This window comes from Pseudomonas sp. LB-090624 (assembly GCF_003205205.1).
Classification (GTDB): domain Bacteria; phylum Pseudomonadota; class Gammaproteobacteria; order Pseudomonadales; family Pseudomonadaceae; genus Aquipseudomonas.
This window is the reverse complement of sequence record NZ_QJRL01000003.1, coordinates 147887-165958: the sequence shown is the minus strand read 5'-3', so window position 1 is coordinate 165958 and position 18072 is coordinate 147887. Positions and strand designations below refer to the sequence as shown.

Genomic DNA, 18072 nt, shown 5'->3' with positions numbered 1-18072 from the left:
TGGCCGGGCTGATCAATTGGTCTAGGGAGTTTAGAGATGTCAGACCTTTCCGTGATGGTGGTGGGTTGTGGTGATGTGGGTGGGCGTCTGGCCCAGCAAATGATTGCCAAAGGCTGGCAGGTGAGCGGCCTGCGCCGCTCTGTCGGACAGCTGCCTGCGGGCGTCCAGCCAGTTGCCGCGGACTTGACTGATCCGGCAATCCCGCCAGCCTGGCCACAGGGGCCGCTGGACTACCTGGTGTACTGCGTGGCGGCCAGCCAGCACGACGAAGCGGGTTACCAGGCGGCCTATGTTGACGGCTTGCGCCATGTGTTGGCGTGGCTGGCCGAGCGTGGTCAGCGCCCGCGTCGCCTGTTGTTCGTCTCCAGCAGCAGCGTGTATGCACAAAAGGATGGCGAATGGGTCGAGGAGGGGGCGGCCACCGAGCCTGAAGGTTATTCCGGGCGGGTTATGCTGGAGGCTGAACGACTGGCGCTGGCCAGTGGTGTTCCGGCGAGCGTGGTGCGCCTGACCGGCATCTATGGCCCGGGCCGCGAATGGCTATTGAGCCAGGTGCGCCAGGGTTACCGTGTGGCCCAGGACCCGCCCCTGTATGGCAACCGCATTCATGCCGAGGATGCCGCCAGCCTGTTGGCGTTTCTGCTGCAGGCCGATGCTGATGGCAAGGTGCTGGACGACTGCTACATTGGCGTGGACGATGACCCGGCGCCGCTGGCCGATGTAGTGGCCTGGCTACGCGCGTACATGGGGGTTACCGAATGGTCCGATGAGCAGCGGGTGCGGCGTACGGGCAGCAAGCGCTGCAGCAATGCCCGGGCCCGGGCGCTGGGCTGGGCGCCGGGGTATCCGAGTTACAAGGAAGGGTATGCAGCCATCCTGAAAGGAGGGCGCTGAGTCTGCTGGCCTCTTCGCGGGGCAACCCGCGAAGAGGCCTGTGCATTCAGTGCAGATGCAGCAGGGCTCAGCTGCGCTCGAGCACCCACTGACGCTTGCCTGCGGCCAGCTCCGGCATTTCATCTGGCTGGGCACGGTTCACTGCCTGGAAAATCTCCAGCTTGTCGCCATCACGCTTGATGATGAACGGTGCGCCGCGCTGGTTACGCTCCAGCCACAAGCTGTCATTGCTACCGCCCATGGTCGCGCAGTCACCTGCCAGGCACAGGGCGAAACGGTCCGGCCCCGGTAGGCCGGTGACGTTCCCGGTGTCGCTGAAGCGCACGCTGGCACCTTTTCCTTCGCCTTCGACCACCTTCCAATTGCCGCCCAGGTAGGCCTGGTACAGCGCTTTCTCGAAGCTGCTGCCCAGCGGCACATTGGCAGTAGCCGGTGCCTTGGCGCGGACGAAGGTCTGCTTGGTGCCGCGCTGGTCGACGGCTTGCAGCTCGTCACCATCGAGTGACAGCTGCTCGGTCTGGCCGCCCTCGAAGCTGGCCTGCCATTGCTTGTCTTTGGCGCTCAGCTGGCCGTCAGCGGCCTCGAAACCATTGCTGTAGCTAGCCTGCTGGTTGGCAACGTCGAGCTTCCATTCGAACACCGGGCCGTGCTCGTTGAGCGCCTGGCGCAGGCTGCCGCCCTTGACCGCAGCAGTGATGGCTTCCTGGTTGATCCAGGTACCGTTGAAATCTTCAGGTTTGTGGCTGGCGCAGCCGCCCAGTAGCAGGGCTGCCAGCGCGAGGGACAGTGCTTGACGCATGACGGGATAACCTTGCAGGGAAGGGGAGGTGACGGGCGCGGCGCCCGTCACCAAGGGCATCATTCGATGACCAGGATGGCGTCCATTTCGACTTGAGCGCCTTTTGGCAGTGCGGCAACGCCGATCGCGGCGCGGGCCGGGTAGGGCTGCTCAAAGTAGCGGCCCATCACCTCGTTGACCTTGGCGAAGTGGCTCAGGTCGGTGAGGAAGATGTTCAGCTTGACGATGTCCTTGAACGAGCCGCCAGCAGCTTCAGCAACGGCCTTGAGGTTCTCGAAAACCTGCACGGTCTGGGCTTCGAAGCCTTCGACCAGCTCCATGGTTTTAGGGTCCAGCGGAATCTGGCCGGACATGTACACGGTGTTGCCGGCCTTGATCGCCTGCGAGTAGGTACCGATAGCAGCTGGGGCTTTGTCGCTGTTGATGACGGTCTTGCTCATGATGACTCCTTGCGGTTGGCGGACTACGTACGCATGCGGGTGATGCGGACCACACCGGTCAGGGTACGAAGCTTCTTGATCACACGCGCCAGGTGCACGCGGTCGTGCACGCTGACCACCAGTTGGACCACGCTGATACGGCCGTCGCGTTCGTCCATGCTGATCTTCTCGATGTTGCCGTCGGCGGCGTTGACGCTGCTGGCCAGCAGGGCGATCAGGCCGCGTTGGTGTTCCAGTTCGACGCGCAGTTCGACATTGAATTCACCGGCGATGTCTTTGGCCCAGGAGAGTTGCACGCACTTTTCCGGGTTGTGGCGGATTTCACTGATGTTGCGACAGTTTTCCAGGTGCACGACCATGCCTTTGCCCGCCGACAGGTGGCCGACGATCGGGTCGCCCGGGATCGGCGTACAGCATTTGGCGTAGCTCAGCACCAGGCCTTCGGTTCCGCGGATCGCCAGCGGGCCTTCCGGTGCCGGCAGCTGCTCGCCATCGGCCGACAGCAAGCGGCGCGCGACCACGTAGGCCATGCGGTTGCCCAGACCGATGTCTTCGAGCAGGTCTTCGATGAGCTCCAGGCGGTATTCGGCGAGGATTGCCTGGGTGCGTTCCTGGGGGATTTGCTCCAGGCTGCTGTCGAAGCCGGTGAGTACCTTGTTCAGCAGGCGTTCGCCCAGGCTGATGGACTCGGAGCGGCGCTGCTGCTTGAGCGCGTGGCGGATGTGCGTGCGCGCCTTGCCGGTAACCACGAAGTTGAGCCAGGCCGGGTTTGGCCGGGCGCCCGGGGCGCTGACGATTTCCACCGTCGAGCCACTTTGCAGCGGTTCGGAAAGCGGCGCCAGGCGGCGGTTGATGCGGCAGGCGATGCAGCTGTTGCCAACGTCGGTATGCACTGCATAGGCGAAGTCGACGGCCGTGGAGCCTTTGGGCAGCTCCATGATCCGGCCTTTGGGCGTGAATACGTAGACCTCGTCCGGGAACAGGTCGATCTTCACGCTCTCGATGAATTCCAGCGAGTTACCGGCCCGTTGCTGCAGTTCGAGGATGCCCTTGACCCATTGGCGGGCGCGGGCGTGGTTACCCTTGGGCTGCTCGTCGTCGTTGGATTTGTACAGCCAGTGCGCGGCGATGCCGTTGTTGGCCATCTCTTCCATTTCGCGGGTGCGAATCTGGATTTCGATGGGCACGCCGTGCATGCCGAACAGGGTGGTGTGCAACGACTGGTAGCCGTTGGCCTTGGGAATCGCGATGTAATCCTTGAAGCGACCGGGCAGTGGCTTGTACAGGTTGTGTACGGCGCCGAGCACACGGTAGCAAGTGTCTACCTTGTCGACGATGATGCGGAACGCATACACGTCCATGATCTCGTTGAAGGCACGGCGCTTGCCGCGCATCTTCTTGTAGATGCCATAGAGGTGCTTCTGTCGGCCGCTTACCTCGCCTTCGATGCCATCGGCAGCCAGGCAGTTGGCCAGCGAGTGCTCGATCTTGGCGACAATTTCTTTACGGTTGCCGCGTGCACTTTTCACTGCCCGATGAATCAGCGAGGAGCGCATTGGGTGCATGGCTTTGAAACCGAGGTCCTCGAACTCCACGCGCACGTTGTGCATGCCCAGGCGGTTGGCGATGGGGGCGTAGATTTCGAGGGTTTCCTTGGCGATGCGCCGGCGCTTTTCGCCGGACAGCACTTCCAGGGTGCGCATGTTGTGCAGGCGGTCTGCCAGCTTGACCAGGATCACGCGGATATCGCGGGCCATGGCCATGGCCATCTTCTGGAAGTTTTCGGCCTGTGCCTCGGCCTTGGTCTCGAAGTTCATCTGGGTCAGCTTGCTGACCCCATCGACCAGCTCGGCCACGGTCTCGCCAAACTGCTGGCTGAGGGCTTCCTTGGCGATACCGGTGTCTTCGATCACGTCGTGCAGCATGGCCGCCATCAGGCTTTGATGGTCCATGTGCATGTCAGCGAGGATGCTGGCCACGGCCAGCGGGTGGGTCACGTAGGGCTCGCCGCTGCGGCGGCGCTGCCCATCGTGAGCCTGTTCGGCGTAGAAATAGGCACGCCGGACCAGGTTGACCTGTTCGGGGCCAAGATAGGTCGACAGCCGTTCGGCCAAAGCTTCTATACCCGGCATGGGTTTACCTCCTGCCGAGGAAGAGGGCCTTGCGCCGTGCGACGTCGACCTGGCATCAATCAGACAGCCTCGTTGTTCTCGTCCTCGAACGCGGCGAACACCGGATCCTCGGTGACGATCTCTTCAGCGGCGATGAACTCGTTGGTGACGATGCCTTCGGCGATTTCACGCAGGGCAACAACGGTTGGCTTGTCGTTTTCCCACGCAACGCGTGGCTCTTTGCCGCCGGTCGCCAGCTGGCGAGCGCGCTTGGTCGAGAGCATGACCAGCTCGAAGCGGTTATCCACGTGTTCCAGGCAGTCTTCAACAGTTACGCGGGCCATGGTCTTCCTCAGTAGCAAATGCGGTGGGCGTGCAGCCCGATAATGGGCAGGCGGACTCGATAGTATAAAAATTCACCAGCCAATAGGGAAGCGCTGTTTTGTCGGGCCACGTTAACCTCAGGCCCAGGACCGCACCCAGTGGGAGCGGCTTTCGCCGCGAAACGGCCGGAACAGACGCCGTCAATGGATGAGCCTGACGATAACCTCAGAGCATCGCGCCGCGCAACCGGGGGGTCAGTTCTTCGAACAAGGTCTGCACCGAGCGCAGTGCCCGGCAATCCGGCCGGGTCAGCAGCCACAGCTGGGTGTCGCAGCCAGCCAACGGTCCGCTCAGCGCATCCACACCCGGCAGCGCATGCACCATATAGTCCGGCAGCGCCGCCACGCCTAGCCCGGCGGTCACCAGTTGGGCGATGGTCGACATGCTGCTGCACTGGTAGCGCGGGCTCAGCCCTGGGTATTGCTGGTTGCGCCAGACCACGGTGGGGTGGTCCTGCATCGAGTCGTCAGGAGCGATCCACGGCGTGCCGGCGGGCGATTCGGCCAGGCGCTCGCGCCACTGCGGTTGGCCGCAAACTACATAGGACGTAGAGCCCAGGTTGCGGCCCACCAGATGCTCCGGCGGCGTGTTGGTCAGGCGCAAGGCAATGTCGGCATCGCGCCGGCTGAGGTTGGCGAACGTATTGGAGGTGCCCATCTCCAGCGACAAGGCCGGGTAGTTGGGCATGAACTCGGCCAGCGCCGGCAGCAGCAGGCTGTGCATCACCGCTTCGGTGCAGGTCAGGCGCACTGTGCCGCTAACCACTTGCTCGCCGCTGGTCATGGCGATGCGCGCGGCTTCCAGTGCCTGTTCGGCGCGTTCGGCCTGCTCAGCCAGGGCCTGGGCAGTATCGGTCGGCAGGTAGCCTTTACGGCTTTTTACGAACAGCGCGGTGCCGAGTGCCGATTCCAGCCTGCGGATTGAGCGGAACACGGTCGATACATCGACTTTCAGCAGCTCGGCGGCCTTGGCCAGCGAGCGGCCGCGCTCCAGTGCCAGGACCAGGGAGAGGTCGGCGTGGGTAATCTGATATTGCATTGGTGCACGCTCTGCTTGCCGAATTGCCAATGTCTGTTGCGTCAGGGCCATTTTATAGTGAAACGGCCCCCCGGAATCAATGCGTCCGGTCGGGTAACCAGTCCCCACGATGGGAAAGTGAAAAGAACAACAGCTGCAACCATCGTCGCCCGTGAGGCGCCAGCCGTATCCCCACATCGCCGCAGCAAATCAAAGGATGTACAGCCATGACGTCGGTAACCCCGTGCGCCAGTTCTTCCAGCGAGATGAATGACTTCCTCCAGGCCCATCCGGACACGCAGTACGTCGATCTGCTGATCTCCGACATGAACGGCGTGGTGCGTGGCAAGCGCATCGAGCGGGCCAGCCTGCACAAGGTGTACGAAAAGGGTATCAACCTGCCGGCATCGCTGTTCGCCCTGGACATCAACGGCTCTACTGTTGAAAGCACCGGCCTTGGCCTGGACATCGGCGATGCCGACCGTATCTGTTTCCCGATCCCCGGCACGCTGTCGGACGAGCCGTGGCAGAAGCGGCCGACCGCCCAACTGCTGATGACCATGCACGAGTTGGATGGCCAGCCGTTCTTTGCCGACCCGCGTGAAGTGCTGCGCCAGATCGTGAGCAAGTTCGACGACCTGGGCCTGGATATCTGCGCCGCGTTCGAGCTGGAGTTCTACCTGATCGACCAGGACAACCTCAACGGGCGCCCGCAACCGCCGCGTTCGCCGATCTCCGGCAAGCGCCCGCAGTCGACCCAGGTATACCTGATCGACGACCTCGACGAGTATGCCGACTGCCTGCAAGACATGCTCGAAGCGGCCAAGGAGCAGGGGCTGCCAGCCGATGCCATCGTCAAGGAGAGCGCCCCGGCGCAGTTCGAAGTGAACCTGCACCACGTGGCCGACCCGCTGAAGGCCTGCGACTACGCGATTCTGCTCAAGCGCCTTATCAAGAACGTTGCCTACGACCATGAAATGGACACCACCTTCATGGCCAAACCCTACCCGGGCCAGGCCGGCAATGGGCTGCACGTGCACATCTCGCTGCTGGACAAGAAGACCGGCAAGAACATCTTCGCCAGCGACGACCCGCTGCAAAGCGACACGCTGCGCCACGCGATCGGCGGCGTGCTGGAAACCATGCCGGCGTCGATGGCCTTCCTCTGCCCGAACATCAACTCCTACCGTCGCTTCGGAGCGCAGTTCTATGTGCCCAATGCGCCAAGCTGGGGCCTGGACAACCGCACCGTCGCCGTACGCGTACCGACCGACAGCAGCGACAACGTGCGCCTTGAGCACCGCGTGGCGGGCGCCGACGCCAACCCGTACCTCATGCTGGCGGCAATCCTGGCCGGTGTGCATCACGGTCTGACCAACAAGGTCGAGCCCGAGGCGCCGATCGAAGGCAACTCTTACGAACAGCTGGAGCAGAGCCTGCCGAACAACCTGCGCGACGCCCTGCGTGCGCTGGACGACAGCGAAGTCCTCAACCAATACATCAGCCCGGACTACATCGATATCTTCGTGGCCTGCAAGGAAAGCGAACTGGCCGAGTTCGAGGTGTCGATTTCCGACCTTGAGTACAACTGGTACCTGCACACGGTGTAAGCCCATGAGCGCAATTGCGGTCCCCTTGATCGGTGTCAGCGCCTGCCGCCAGCAGGTGGGGAAGAACTCGTCGCACACGGTAGGCGACAAGTATGTCGAGGCGGCCGGCTTTGCTGGCTTGCCGCTGATCTTGCCAGCCCGTGACGGCGGCAGCGACACGCACGCTTTGCTGGCCCGGCTGCACGGCATTGTTTTTACCGGCTCGCCTTCAAATATCGAACCGCATCATTACAATGGCGCCCCCAGTGCGGACGGTACCCGTCATGACCTGGCGCGTGATCGCCTGACCCTGCCGCTGCTGCAGGCGGCCATCGCTGCCGGCGTGCCGGTGTTCTGCATCTGCCGTGGCTATCAGGAACTGAACGTGGCCCTTGGCGGCAGCCTGCATCAGCGTGTGCAGGAACTGCCCGGTTACCTTGATCACCGCGAACCTGAGGACGCACCCCTGGAGGTGCAATATGGCCCTCGTCACCCCGTCGCCCTCGAGCCTGGCGGGTTGTTCGAGCGCCTAGGCCTGGCGGCGCAGTTCGAGGTCAACTCGCTGCACAGCCAGGGCATCGATCGCTTGGCCCCCGGGCTGCGCGTCGAGGCACGGGCCCCGGACGGCCTGATCGAAGCAGTGTCCATGCCCGATGCGCCTGGCTTCGTGCTTGGTGTGCAGTGGCACCCGGAGTGGCGCTTCAATGAAAACCCGGTTTCGCTGCGTCTGTTTCAGGCGTTTCGCGAGGCCTGCATTGCTTATGCAGCACGGGAGGGTGCACGGCAGGAGTGATTCTGGCGTCAGCCGAAGGTCTCGGATGACTGGTTCCCGACAGCAAGCTTTCAATGAGTGAAAGCGGGCCTTGTACGCAAGGCCTGTGAAAACAATTCCAAAATTTACGGCAAATACTCATGAGCAATTACACAGAAGCCGGCCGCCCACCCGATGTGGCGGCCGACGCGGGAAACACTCAGCGCAGCAAGGGCCTGGCCCAAGGCCGCCTGGGCTTGCTGGCCAGCGTGGTGCTGGGCATTTCCACCATCGCTCCGGTCTACACCTTGACCGGCGCCCTGGGCCCTACCGTGCGCGAGGTGGGGGCCCACCTGCCGGCCGTGTTCATCGTCGGCTTCCTGCCGATGCTGCTGGTGGCCCTGGGTTACCGCGAGCTGAATTCGGCAGAGCCTGACAGCGGCACGTCGTTTACCTGGTCGGCGCGTGCCTTCGGGCCGATGATCGGTTGGATCGGTGGCTGGGGGCTGGTCGTTGCCACCACTATCGTGCTGTCCAACCTGGCCGGGGTGGCGGTCGACTTCTTCTACCTGTTCCTCGGCCAGATCACCGGCAAGCATGAGCTGGCGGCGTTGGCCGACAACCTGTTGATCAACATCACGACCTGTTGCGTGTTCATCGCCCTGGCGGTGTGGATCTGCTGTCGCGGCATTGCCACCACCATGACCGTGCAGTACGGCCTGGTGGCCTTGCAGTTGCTGGTGTTGATCGGCTTTGCCTTCGCCGCCTTCGGTGGCACCACCGCGCCGCCACCGCTGGAGTTCGATTTCGCCTGGTTCAACCCGTTCGGCGTCGAATCCTTCTCGGCCTTTGCCGCCGGCCTGTCGCTGTCGATCTTCATCTTCTGGGGTTGGGACACGTGCCTGACCGTGAGCGAAGAGTCGGTAGGCAGTGAAGAGGTGCCGGGCAAGGCCGCCACCTGGACCGTGATGTTGATCCTCGGCCTGTACCTGTTCACCGCAATCGCCACGCTGCAGTTTGCCGGTATCAGCGAAACCGGCCTGGGGCTGAACAACCCACGCATCCAGGAGAACGTGTTCGCCCACCTGGCAGGCCCGGTCATGGGGCCGTTGGCGATCCTGATGTCCATTGCCGTGCTGGCCAGTACGGCAGCGTCTCTGCAGTCAACCTTCGTGGCACCGGCGCGCACGCTGTTGGCCATGGGATACTACGGCGCGGTACCTCCGAAGTTCGCCAGCGTCTGCCCACGTTCGCAGACTCCACGCTATGCCACCATCTGCGCCGGCCTGGCGGCAGGCCTGTTCTACGTGACAATGCGTACCCTGAGCGAGAACGTGCTGGCAGATACCATCACCGCGCTTGGCATGATGATCTGCTTCTACTATTCGCTGACCGCGTTTGCCTGCGTCTGGTATTTCCGTGACAGCCTGTTCGACAGCGTGCGCCACTTCATCATGCGCGGCCTTTGCCCGCTCGTGGGAGGGGTGATCCTGTCGGTGATCTTTGCGCGTACCGCCATCGATAGCGCTTCGCCGGATTTCGGCAGCGGCTCGCATGTAGGTGGGCTGGGGCTGGTGTTCGTCATCGCCGCGATCATCTCGGCGCTTGGCATTGGCTTGATGATGCTGTCGCGCATGCGCGCGCCGGCGTACTTCCTGGGGGCTACCCTGCGCCAGCAGGCTACCTTGCCCCTGCAGGAATAATTGGAAGGGGCCGCAAAGCGGCCCCTTCGTTTTCAGCCAACCAACTGTTTCAGCAATGCGCCGTGGCGCTGTTGCTGCTTCTTCAGCAGCAGGCGATTCGAACGGAACACCGCTTTCAAGTCTGCCAGCGCCGCGTCGAAATCATCGTTGATGATCACGTAGTCATATTCGTCGTAGTGCACCATCTCGCTGACCGCTTCCTTCATGCGCCCGGCAATGATCTCTTCGCTGTCCTGCCCGCGGCCGTCCAGACGCTGGCGCAGCGCTTCCTGGCTTGGCGGCAGGATGAACACTGACAGTGCCTGCGGCATCAGCTTGCGTACCTGCTGGGCGCCTTGCCAGTCGATTTCCAGGATCAGGTCATAGCCCTGGTCCAGGGTCTGCTGCAGTGCGCTGCGCGAAGTGCCATAGAAGTTACCGAACACTTCGGCATGTTCCAGGAAGTCACCTTGCGCGATCAGTGCCTTGAATTCCTCGTGGACGACGAAGTGGTAGTTCACCCCGTGCTGCTCGCCCGGACGCATGGCGCGGGTGGTGTGCGAGACCGAGACGCGAATCTGCTGGTCGTCCTTGGTCAGGGCGGTGACCAGGCTGGTCTTGCCGGCGCCGGAAGGGGCCGAAACGATGTAGAGGGTGCCGCTGCTGTGGTTCATGGTCGGGGTGGCCTTACTCGATGTTCTGTACTTGTTCACGCATCTGTTCGATCAATACCTTCAGGTTGACCGCCGCTTGCGTGCTGCGTGGGTCGAAGGCCTTGGAGCCGAGGGTGTTGGCCTCGCGGTTGAGTTCCTGCATCAGGAAGTCCAGGCGCCGGCCGGCGGCGCCACCTCCTTTGAGCACCCGGCGTACTTCGGTAACGTGGGTGCTGAGGCGGTCGAGTTCCTCGGCCACGTCGCTTTTCTGTGCCAGCAGTACCATCTCCTGCTCCAGGCGCTGCGGGTCGAGTTCGGCCTGCATGTCGCCGAAGCGGTCGAGGATCTTCTGCCGCTGCGCCGCCAGCATCTGCGGCACCAGTGCGCGCAGAGTGGTGACTTCGCCGGCCATGTTGTCCAGGCGCTCGTTGATCAACCGGGCCAGTTCCTGGCCTTCGCGCTGGCGCCCGGCCTTGAGTTCGGCCAAGGCTTCGTCGAACAGCGCCATGGCTTCGGCGTTCAGCGCCTGCGGGTCGCTGGTGTCGGCCACTAGCACGCCTGGCCACGACAGCACTTCCAGCGGGTTCAGCGGGGCGGGCTGCTTGATCAGGCCGGCCACCTCTTCGGCGGCGGCCACCAGTTGCGCGGCACGCTCGCGGTCTACCTTCAGGGGTTTGCCATTGCTGTCTTCGTTCAGGCGCAAGGTGCATTCCACCTTGCCCCGCGACAGGCCCTGGCGCAGGCCTTCACGCACGCCGCCTTCAAGGTCGCGCAGGGCCTCGGGCAGGCGCAGGTGCGGCTCCAGGTAACGGTGGTTGACCGAGCGCAGCTCCCAGACCAGGGTGCCTTGGCTGCCGGCGCGCTCGACACGAGCAAAAGCGGTCATGCTGTGCACCATGGGGAGTACCTCGCGTAGTTGAATGAACGGTGGGAGCCTTTCGGCTGCAAGGCGCAGGATTGTAGCGCAGTGGGGCCGTGGCGCCCAATCCGCCTATGTTACCGAGGGGTGGCTGCAGTGGTAGGAAAAGGCGACGGGCAGCCCCGCGCACGACAATAGGCATGTCCTCGCCGGGCTGCGGGCTCTATAATGCTCGGCAGATTCAAAGTCCCAGTACAGGTATCCCAGATGAAACGTCCAAGTGGTCGCGCCGCCGATCAGCTCCGCTCGATCCGCATCACCCGCAACTACACCAAGCACGCCGAAGGGTCGGTACTGGTCGAGTTCGGTGACACCAAGGTCATTTGCACGGTCAGCGTGGAAAACGGTGTGCCGCGCTTCCTCAAAGGCCAGGGCCAAGGTTGGCTGACCGCCGAATATGGCATGCTGCCGCGCTCCACCGGCGAGCGTAACCAGCGCGAAGCCAGCCGTGGCAAGCAGGGTGGCCGCACCCTGGAAATCCAGCGCCTGATTGGCCGCTCGCTGCGTGCTGCGCTGGACATGAGCAAGCTCGGTGACATCACCCTGTACGTCGACTGCGATGTGATCCAGGCCGATGGCGGTACCCGTACCGCGTCCATTACCGGTGCCATGGTCGCCCTGTGCGACGCCCTGGCAGTGATCAAGAAGCGCGGCGGCCTCAAGGGCGGCAACCCGCTCAAGCACATGATCGCAGCCGTATCTGTCGGCATGTACCAGGGCGAAGCGGTGCTCGACCTGGACTACCTGGAAGATTCCGCCGCCGAAACCGACCTGAACGTGGTCATGACCAGTGCCGGTGGTTTCATCGAGGTACAGGGTACCGCCGAAGGCGCGCCGTTCCAGCCGGAAGACTTCAACGCCATGCTCGCCCTGGCGCAGAAAGGCATGACTGATATCTTCGAACTGCAGCAGGCCGCACTGGCTGACTGACCGTTGCTGTAGACACGAAAAAGCCGACATCACTGTCGGCTTTTTTGTATCTGCCTGTCAGATGGTCAACGTCCAGTCATAGTCGACAATCAGCGGCGCATGCTGGGAGAAGCGCGGCTGACGCGGCAGGCGGGCATTGCGCACGAAGCGGCGCAGGCCCGGCGTGAGGATCTGGTAGTCGAACCGGTAGCCCAGGTTGAGCATCTCGGCCTGTTCGTTGTCCGGCCACCAGCTGTACTGGTCGCCCTCACGGCTGACTTCGCGCAGGGCATCGACGTAGCCCATTTCGCCAGTTATCGCATCCATCCAGGCGCGTTCAGGTGCCAGGAAACCCGGCGACTGCTGGCTGTCACGCCAGTTCTTGATGTCGAGCTTCTGCTGCGCCACATAGAACGAGCCGCAATAGATGTACTCGCGACGCTTGCGGCGCTGCTTGTCCAGGTACTTGGCGAAGTCGTCCATCAACTTGAACTTCTGGTTCAAGTCTTCGTCGCCGTTCATGCCCGAAGGCAGTAGCAGGCTGGCAATACTGACTTTGTCGAAATCTGCTTGCAGGTAACGCCCGTAGCGGTCGGCTGTCTCGAAGCCCAGGCCGGTGATGACTGCCTTGGGCTGCATGCGCGAGTAAAGGGCCACACCACCTTGGGCTGGCACCTCCGCGTCGCAGGCATAAAGGAAATAGCCATCGAGCTGGAAAGCTGGGTCATCGAGTTCAAAGGCCGAGGCGCGGGTATCCTGAAGGCAGATGACGTCGGCATTCTGGGCTTGCAACCAGCTGAGCAAACCACGCTCGGCTGCAGCCTGAATGCCATTTACGTTCACACTGATGATCCGCATAAATGGCCCCATAAATCTCGTGCGTGTATGATACCCGAGCTCAACCCATTTAGCTAAATCCGTGGTGTCCGGGACTATTCATGCAGCCGTATCAGCGCGACTTTATCCGTTTTGCCATCGATCGCGGGGTACTGCGTTTCGGTGAATTCACCCTGAAATCGGGGCGTACCAGCCCGTATTTCTTCAATGCCGGCCTGTTCAACACCGGTTCCGCCTTGGCTGAACTGGGCCGTTGCTACGCCGCCGCCATCGTCGACAGCAAAATCCCCTTCGATGTGCTGTTCGGCCCGGCCTACAAGGGTATCCCGCTGGCGGCAACCACCGCCGTGGCGCTGGCTGACCAGCATCAGCTCGACGTGCCATGGTGCTTCAACCGCAAGGAAGCCAAGGACCACGGCGAAGGCGGTAGCCTGGTCGGCGCACCGCTGGCCGGCGAAGTGCTGATCATCGACGACGTGATCACTGCCGGTACCGCCATTCGTGAGGTCATGCAGATCATCAACGCCCAGCAGGCCAAGGCCGCCGGCGTGCTGATCGCGCTGAACCGCGAAGAGCGTGGTAATGGCGAGTTGTCGGCGATTCAGGAAGTGGAGCGCGACTTCGGGATCCCGGTGGTCAGCATTGTTTCGCTGACCCAGGTGCTGGAGTTCCTGGCTGACGATCCGCAGCTGAAGCAGCACCTGCCGGCTGTCGAGGCCTACCGGGCGCAGTACGGGATTTGATCCTGGCCTGGAAATGAAAAAGGCGACCTTCTGGTGAAGGTCGCCTTTTTTATGCTGCCTGTTCCGGCCCCTTCGCGGGCAAACCCGCGAAGATGCGATGATCAGCGCGGTTTGCGGTTGGTAATCAGGGTGCCCACGCCGCTGTCGGTGAAGATCTCCAGCAGCACTGCATTCGGCACTCGACCGTCGATGATGTGCGAGCTGTTCACGCCGCCCTGCACCGCATCCAGCGCACATTTGATCTTCGGCAGCATGCCGCCGTAGATGGTGCCGTCAGCGATCAGTTCGTTGACCTGCTCGGTGGTCAGGCCGGTCAGGACCTGGCCCTGCTTGTCCATCAGGCCGGCGATGTTGGTCAGCAGCATCAGCTTCTCGGCCTTCAGCGCCTCGGCCACCTTGCCCGCCACCAGGTCGGCGTTGATGTTGTAAGACTCACCGTTGGCACCCACGCCGATTGGCGCGATGACCGGGATGAAGTCGCCCTTCACCAGCATGTTCAACAGGTCGGTGTTCACGCTCACCACTTCACCGACGTGACCGATGTCGATGATTTCCGGGGTGGTCATCTCTGGCGTCTGGCGGCTGACGGTAAGCTTGCGTGCGCGGATCAGCTCCGCGTCCTTGCCGGTCAGGCCGATGGCGCTACCGCCGTGGCGGTTGATCAGGTTGACGATGTCCTTGTTGACCTGGCCACCCAGCACCATCTCCACCACGTCCATGGTCGCCGAGTCGGTGACGCGCATGCCGTCGATGAAGTGGCTTTCGATCGACAAGCGCTTGAGCAGGTCGCCGATCTGCGGGCCACCACCGTGGACCACCACCGGGTTGATGCCCACAGCCTTCATCAACACGATGTCACGGGCGAAGCCGGTCTTGAGCTCCTCGCTCTCCATCGCGTTGCCGCCGTACTTGATCACCAGGGTCTTGCCGACAAAGCGGCGGATGTAAGGCAGTGCTTCGGACAAAACCTCGGCTACATGGGAAGCGGCATCGCGATCGAGGGTCATGCAGGGCTCCTGTAAGGAACAGATAGTCGGTCAGAACGGCAGTTGCAGCTCAGGCTCAACCCGCAGCAACTGGGTACGGAAAACATCCTTGATACGTTGCAACTCGGCGTCGCTGTCGGCCTCGAAGCGCAGCACCAGCACCGGCGTGGTGTTGGAGGCGCGAACCAAGCCCCAGCCGTGGTCGTAGTCGACCCGCACACCGTCGATGGTGGTCAGGTTGGCTTCGCCCCAGTCGGCGTCGCGTTGCAGTGCATCAATGATGCTGAATTTACCCTCGTCGGTCACATCAATATTGATTTCCGGCGTGGAAATATCATTCGGGAAGGCGGCAAACAGGTTTTCGGCGCTCAGCTCGGTCTTGCTGAGGATCTCCAACAGGCGTGCTGCGCTGTAGATACCGTCGTCAAAACCGTACCAGCGTTCCTTGATGAAGATGTGACCGCTCATCTCGCCAGCCAGCAGCGAACCGGTCTGTTTCATCTTCTTCTTGATCAGCGAGTGGCCGGTTTTCCACATCAGTGCGCGGCCGCCGTGCTGTTCGATCAGCGGGGTCAGGCGACGGGTGCATTTGACATCGAAGATGATCTCGGCGCCCGGGTTGCGCTCCAGTACGTCCTGGGCAAACAGCATCAGAAGGCGGTCTGGGTAGACGATGCTGCCGGTGTTGGTCACTACACCGACCCGGTCGCCGTCACCGTCGAAGGCCAGACCGATGTCGGCACCGGTTTCCTTGACCTTGGCGATCAGGTCTTCGAGGTTTTCCGGCTTGCCCGGGTCCGGGTGGTGGTTGGGGAAGTTGCCATCGACCTCGCAGAACAGCGGGATCACCTCGCAGCCCAGGGCTTCGATCAGTTGTGGCGCAATCACGCCGGCGGCACCGTTGCCGCAGTCCACTACTACCTTGAGCTTTTTCGCCAGCTTCACGTCGCCGACAATCTGCTTGAAGTAGCGGTCAAGAATCTCGACCTTTTCCACGCGGCCTTCGGCCAGGGTCAGGTCGTTGGTTTTCAGGCGGGTCAGCAGGGCCTGGATCTGTTCATTGGCCAAGGTGTCGCCGGCGATGACGATCTTGAAACCGTTGTAGTCCGACGGGTTGTGGCTGCCAGTCAGCATCACGCCAGACTTGCCGGCCAGTACGTTGGCTGCGTAGTACAGCGCCGGGGTAGGAACCAGGCCGACGTCGCTGACCTGGCAGCCGGCGTCAACCAGGCCCTTGATCAGCTGTTCGACCAGCATCGGCCCGGACAGGCGGCCATCACGACCTACCGAAACCTGCGGTTCGCCTTGGGCCAGGCTCTGTGCGCCGATGGCGCGGCCGATCCAGTAGGCGGTTTCGGCGTGGAGGGTCTTGCCGACCACGCCGCGGATGTCATAAGCGCGGAAAATGCTGTCTGGCAATGCGGCGGGGACCAGGCGGGCCATGTCGTTCATCTCTGGAAGCTCCATTAGTCAAAGGCTTTCTGGGCAGGCGCAAACTGAACGCTTGGACGGTGGTTTCGCCAGAGAGTTCGCCATCCTTGGCCCGAACGGTCATTTGCCGGCTCAGTGGCTGCCGGAGTGACCGAAGCCGCCAGCGCCCCGCTGGCTTTCATCGAATGCCTCGACGATGTCGAAGTGGGCCTGTACCACCGGTACCAGCACCAACTGGGCGATACGTTCGCCAACCGCGATGGTGAACGGGGTGTTGCCGCGGTTCCAGCACGACACCATCAGTTCGCCCTGGTAGTCCGAGTCGATCAGCCCGACCAGGTTGCCCAGCACGACGCCGTGCTTATGGCCCAGGCCCGAGCGCGGCAGGATGACCGCAGCCAGGCCTGGGTCGCCGATATAGATCGACAGGCCGGTAGGGATCAGCAGGGTCTGGCCCGGCTCGAGGACCGTGTCCTCCTTCAGCAGGGCGCGCAGGTCGAGGCCGGCGGAACCGGGGGTGGCGTAGGTCGGCAGCGGGAATTCGCTGCCCAGGCGTGGGTCGAGGATCTTGGCTTGAAGAGCGTGCATGTAACTTATTGAACCTGATTGAGCCGTTCGGCGATGAAGGCGACCAGTTGCCGGGCAATCTTGCCCTTGCTGGTCTGCGCGAAGAGAGTCTGGTGCTGCTGGCGGTCGATCACGGTCAAGGCGTTTTCTTCGCTGTTGAAGCCGATGCTGGGGTTGGCCACATCATTGGCGACGATCAGGTCGAGGTTCTTGTCCTTGAGCTTGCGCGTGGCGTAATCGAGCAGGTGCTCGGTTTCGGCGGCAAAGCCGACGCTGAACGGGCGATCGGCGCGGCCAGCAATGGTGGCAAGGATATCGGGATTGCGCACCATCTGCAGCAGCATGCCGTCGCCGGTCGTAGGATCTTTCTTCAGTTTTTGTGTGGCAACCACTTCGGGGCGGTAGTCCGCAACCGCTGCCGAGGCAATGAACAGGTCGCACGGCATGGCCGCTTCACAGGCCGAGAGCATGTCCCGCGCGCTGACCACGTCGATGCGGCTGACACGGTCTGGGGTTGGCAGGTGCACCGGACCGGTGACGAGGGTTACCCGAGCCCCGGCTTCAGCGGCCGCTTCGGCCAGCGCGAAGCCCATCTTGCCGGAGCTATGATTGGTGATGTAACGCACCGGGTCGATGTTTTCCTGGGTCGGCCCGGCGGTGATCAGCACGTGCTTGCCGGTCAGTGCCTGGCGCTTGAAGCTTTCTGCGGCACACCAGGCCAGGTCGGTGGCTTCAAGCATGCGCCCCAGGCCGACGTCGCCACAGGCCTGGCTGCCGGAGGCCGGGCCGAACACCTGGATCCCACGGCTCTTGAGCAGGTCGAGGTTGGCCTGGGTGGCCGGGTCGCGCCACATGGCCTGGTTCATCGCAGGCGCCACGGCAACGGTGGCATCGGTGGCCAGTACCAGGGTGGTCAGCAGGTCGTCGGCCATCCCCTGGGCCATGCGCGCCATCAGGTCGGCGGTGGCTGGGGCGATCAGCACCAGGTCGGCCCACTTGGCCAGTTCGATATGGCCCATGGCCGCTTCGGCGGCCGGGTCGAGCAGGTCCATGTGCACCGGATGGCCCGACAGCGCCTGCAGGGTCAGCGGGGTGATGAATTCGGCACCACCACGGGTCATGACGACGCGCACCTGCGCGCCGTGCTCCAGGAGTCGGCGAATCAGCTCGGCGCTTTTGTAGGCGGCAATGCCACCACCTACGCCGAGAACGATGCGCTTGCGATACAGCCGCTGCATAGGCTTGCCTTTTTCCAGTGAGAGCGGGCGGCGACGTTTGAAAATGCCTGCGGCAGAACGTCGCATGTACGAGGCGAAATAGATTACCACAGGGCCGAAATAGGCCGCAGCAAGGGGCAGGG

At 62.7% G+C, this 18072-nt stretch carries 17 protein-coding genes and 1 pseudogene; 6 read left to right on the top strand and 12 right to left on the bottom strand.

Annotated features, from left to right (window positions below):
• Positions 1 to 36 precede the first annotated feature (36 nt).
• Positions 37 to 894 (top strand): SDR family oxidoreductase, encoded by an 858-nt coding sequence (locus DMX11_RS04635; RefSeq protein WP_110743424.1) that lies wholly within the window; start codon positions 37 to 39, stop codon positions 892 to 894.
• 67 nt (positions 895 to 961) lie between these two features.
• On the opposite strand, the gene DMX11_RS04630 is transcribed toward DMX11_RS04635, so the two are convergent.
• From DMX11_RS04630 to DMX11_RS04610, 5 genes are all read right to left on the bottom strand, one after another.
• Positions 962 to 1693, bottom strand: a complete 732-nt coding sequence (locus DMX11_RS04630; RefSeq protein WP_110743423.1) for a hypothetical protein — start codon at positions 1691 to 1693, stop codon at positions 962 to 964.
• A 59-nt stretch (positions 1694 to 1752) separates the two neighbouring features.
• Positions 1753 to 2133 carry a RidA family protein gene (locus DMX11_RS04625; protein ID WP_009684531.1) on the bottom strand — a complete coding sequence of 127 codons (381 nt, stop codon included), beginning with the start codon at positions 2131 to 2133 and terminating at the stop codon, positions 1753 to 1755.
• Positions 2134 to 2156: 23 nt separating this feature from the next.
• Positions 2157 to 4265 (bottom strand): bifunctional GTP diphosphokinase/guanosine-3',5'-bis pyrophosphate 3'-pyrophosphohydrolase, encoded by a 2109-nt coding sequence (gene spoT, locus DMX11_RS04620; RefSeq protein ID WP_110743422.1) that lies wholly within the window; start codon positions 4263 to 4265, stop codon positions 2157 to 2159.
• Between the two features lie 59 nt (positions 4266 to 4324).
• Complete coding sequence (gene rpoZ, locus DMX11_RS04615) at positions 4325 to 4588, bottom strand: DNA-directed RNA polymerase subunit omega (protein ID WP_003253383.1); 264 nt, start codon at positions 4586 to 4588, stop codon at positions 4325 to 4327.
• A 205-nt stretch (positions 4589 to 4793) separates the two neighbouring features.
• Positions 4794 to 5666: a LysR family transcriptional regulator gene (locus tag DMX11_RS04610; protein WP_110743421.1), complete on the bottom strand. Its 873-nt coding sequence runs from the start codon at positions 5664 to 5666 to the stop codon at positions 4794 to 4796.
• Positions 5667 to 5872: 206 nt separating this feature from the next.
• On the opposite strand from DMX11_RS04610, the gene DMX11_RS04605 reads away from it, so the two are divergent.
• The 3 genes from DMX11_RS04605 to DMX11_RS04595 all read left to right on the top strand — a co-directional run bounded on the left by DMX11_RS04605 (position 5873) and on the right by DMX11_RS04595 (position 9688).
• Entirely contained in the window at positions 5873 to 7255 is a 1383-nt protein-coding gene (locus DMX11_RS04605; RefSeq protein ID WP_110743420.1) for a glutamine synthetase family protein, read from the top strand.
• A gap of 4 nt (positions 7256 to 7259) precedes the next feature.
• A complete protein-coding gene (locus tag DMX11_RS04600) occupies positions 7260 to 8027 on the top strand; it encodes a gamma-glutamyl-gamma-aminobutyrate hydrolase family protein (protein ID WP_110743419.1) in 768 nt (255 codons plus the stop codon).
• Between the two features lie 119 nt (positions 8028 to 8146).
• Positions 8147 to 9688, top strand: a complete 1542-nt coding sequence (locus tag DMX11_RS04595) for an APC family permease (RefSeq protein WP_110743418.1) — start codon at positions 8147 to 8149, stop codon at positions 9686 to 9688.
• 32 nt (positions 9689 to 9720) lie between these two features.
• Here the strand turns inward: DMX11_RS04595 and gmk are convergent, their stop codons facing one another.
• Both gmk and DMX11_RS04585 read right to left on the bottom strand, forming a co-directional pair.
• On the bottom strand, positions 9721 to 10341 hold the full coding sequence (gmk, locus tag DMX11_RS04590; RefSeq protein ID WP_110743417.1) for a guanylate kinase: 621 nt from the start codon (positions 10339 to 10341) through the stop codon (positions 9721 to 9723).
• A gap of 13 nt (positions 10342 to 10354) precedes the next feature.
• Positions 10355 to 11218, bottom strand: a complete 864-nt coding sequence (locus DMX11_RS04585) for a YicC/YloC family endoribonuclease (RefSeq protein ID WP_110743416.1) — start codon at positions 11216 to 11218, stop codon at positions 10355 to 10357.
• Positions 11219 to 11446: 228 nt separating this feature from the next.
• On the opposite strand from DMX11_RS04585, the gene rph reads away from it, so the two are divergent.
• Positions 11447 to 12169: a ribonuclease PH gene (gene rph, locus DMX11_RS04580; protein WP_110743415.1), complete on the top strand. Its 723-nt coding sequence runs from the start codon at positions 11447 to 11449 to the stop codon at positions 12167 to 12169.
• Between the two features lie 57 nt (positions 12170 to 12226).
• Here rph and DMX11_RS04575 read toward each other — a convergent pair whose 3' ends face one another.
• Positions 12227 to 13006: an exodeoxyribonuclease III gene (locus tag DMX11_RS04575; RefSeq protein WP_003253401.1), complete on the bottom strand. Its 780-nt coding sequence runs from the start codon at positions 13004 to 13006 to the stop codon at positions 12227 to 12229.
• 80 nt (positions 13007 to 13086) lie between these two features.
• Here DMX11_RS04575 and pyrE point away from each other — a divergent pair, with 80 nt between their 5' ends.
• Positions 13087 to 13728, top strand: a complete 642-nt coding sequence (gene pyrE, locus DMX11_RS04570) for an orotate phosphoribosyltransferase (protein ID WP_014861506.1) — start codon at positions 13087 to 13089, stop codon at positions 13726 to 13728.
• Positions 13729 to 13829: 101 nt separating this feature from the next.
• On the opposite strand, the gene argB is transcribed toward pyrE, so the two are convergent.
• From argB to coaBC, 4 genes and pseudogenes are all read right to left on the bottom strand, one after another.
• A complete protein-coding gene (gene argB / locus DMX11_RS04565; RefSeq protein ID WP_004575216.1) occupies positions 13830 to 14735 on the bottom strand; it encodes an acetylglutamate kinase in 906 nt (301 codons plus the stop codon).
• A 30-nt stretch (positions 14736 to 14765) separates the two neighbouring features.
• Positions 14766 to 16133 (bottom strand): annotated as a pseudogene (locus DMX11_RS04560) (phosphomannomutase/phosphoglucomutase); the annotation flags it as partial.
• 144 nt (positions 16134 to 16277) lie between these two features.
• Complete coding sequence (dut, locus tag DMX11_RS04555; RefSeq protein WP_110743413.1) at positions 16278 to 16733, bottom strand: dUTP diphosphatase; 456 nt, start codon at positions 16731 to 16733, stop codon at positions 16278 to 16280.
• 5 nt (positions 16734 to 16738) lie between these two features.
• Positions 16739 to 17950: a bifunctional phosphopantothenoylcysteine decarboxylase/phosphopantothenate--cysteine ligase CoaBC gene (coaBC, locus tag DMX11_RS04550; RefSeq protein WP_110743412.1), complete on the bottom strand. Its 1212-nt coding sequence runs from the start codon at positions 17948 to 17950 to the stop codon at positions 16739 to 16741.
• Between the last annotated feature and the right edge of the window lie 122 nt (positions 17951 to 18072).